This window comes from Priestia sp. P5_B4 (genome assembly GCF_056400385.1).
Window position 1 is genome coordinate 1 of sequence record NZ_JBFULJ010001149.1, and the last position, 1,003, is coordinate 1,003.

Genomic DNA, 1,003 nt, shown 5'->3' on the forward strand with positions numbered 1-1,003 from the left:
GAAGAAATGGTTAACAACAGTCAGTTAACTCATACACGTTCACATGAGTACGGCTCTAGAATCATTGAAGCAATGGAGACAAACGTGCCGTTTAAATTTGCCGGTAACGTATTAAATACCGGGGGCTTAATTAGTAACCTGCCGACAAAAGCGTGCGTAGAAGTTCCATGTGTTGTAGACCGAAGCGGCATTATGCCGACTTATGTAGGAGACTTACCTGAGCAGCTTGCGGCGTTAAATCGTACGAATATTAATACGCAATTGCTAACAATTGAAGCAGCGGTCACTAGAAAAAGAGAGCACATCTATCAAGCAGCGATGCTAGATCCTCATACAAATGCGGAATTATCTATGGATGACATCATTCGTATGTGCGATGATTTAATTGAAGCCCACGGCGAGTGGCTGCCTGATTTTACAGGGAAAKTGAACCAATACGTGTAATAAAAGAATCCTCGGCTTTGATCGGCTGAGGATTTTTTTGTGAGTAGTAAAAGAAGGGAATATCATCCAAATGGATATTGACATTTAAAAAACTTCATCATACACTGTAAGAAGCAAGTCATTTTATACTAAGAAAGGAAAGGTACCGTAGACAATGGATAAGTAATCCTATTTTTTTAGACATTCTTTTAAAACTTTATTTTAAATGAACATTTGTCTAGATAGGATTAGTCTGTACATTTTTAGGTGCCATTTCTATATGTCTTATATGAAGTGATTTCTCCCTTTTTTTACTCTATAAAAAGGGTGCATATTTGCGTATACCTAATTATGACCTCTAATCCTCTCTAGAAATCCTAGGGAGGTTTTTTTATGTTATTGTTAGAAGCTATAAATATTGAAAAAAGCTATGGAGATCGCCTGCTGTTTCAAGCAGAGAAACTTCAAGTACATCGCGGAGAGCGAATTGGAATTGTGGGGAAAAACGGAGAAGGCAAATCGACGTTGCTTCATATTTTAATGAAAAAAATGAGTCCAGATCAAGGGATTGTACAAACAT

The 1,003-nt window shown here is 37.4% G+C and carries 2 protein-coding genes; both read left to right on the forward strand.

What is annotated here, in order from left to right; all coding sequences use genetic code 11:
* Positions 1-444 (forward strand): family 4 glycosyl hydrolase (locus AC1DRF_RS29515; protein ID WP_477742511.1); only part of this gene is annotated, 444 nt, incomplete at its 5' end.
* A 372-nt stretch (positions 445-816) separates the two neighbouring features.
* Positions 817-1,003, forward strand: a 187-nt coding sequence (locus AC1DRF_RS29520; RefSeq protein ID WP_477742512.1) for an ATP-binding cassette domain-containing protein, incomplete at its 3' end; no start/stop codon positions are given.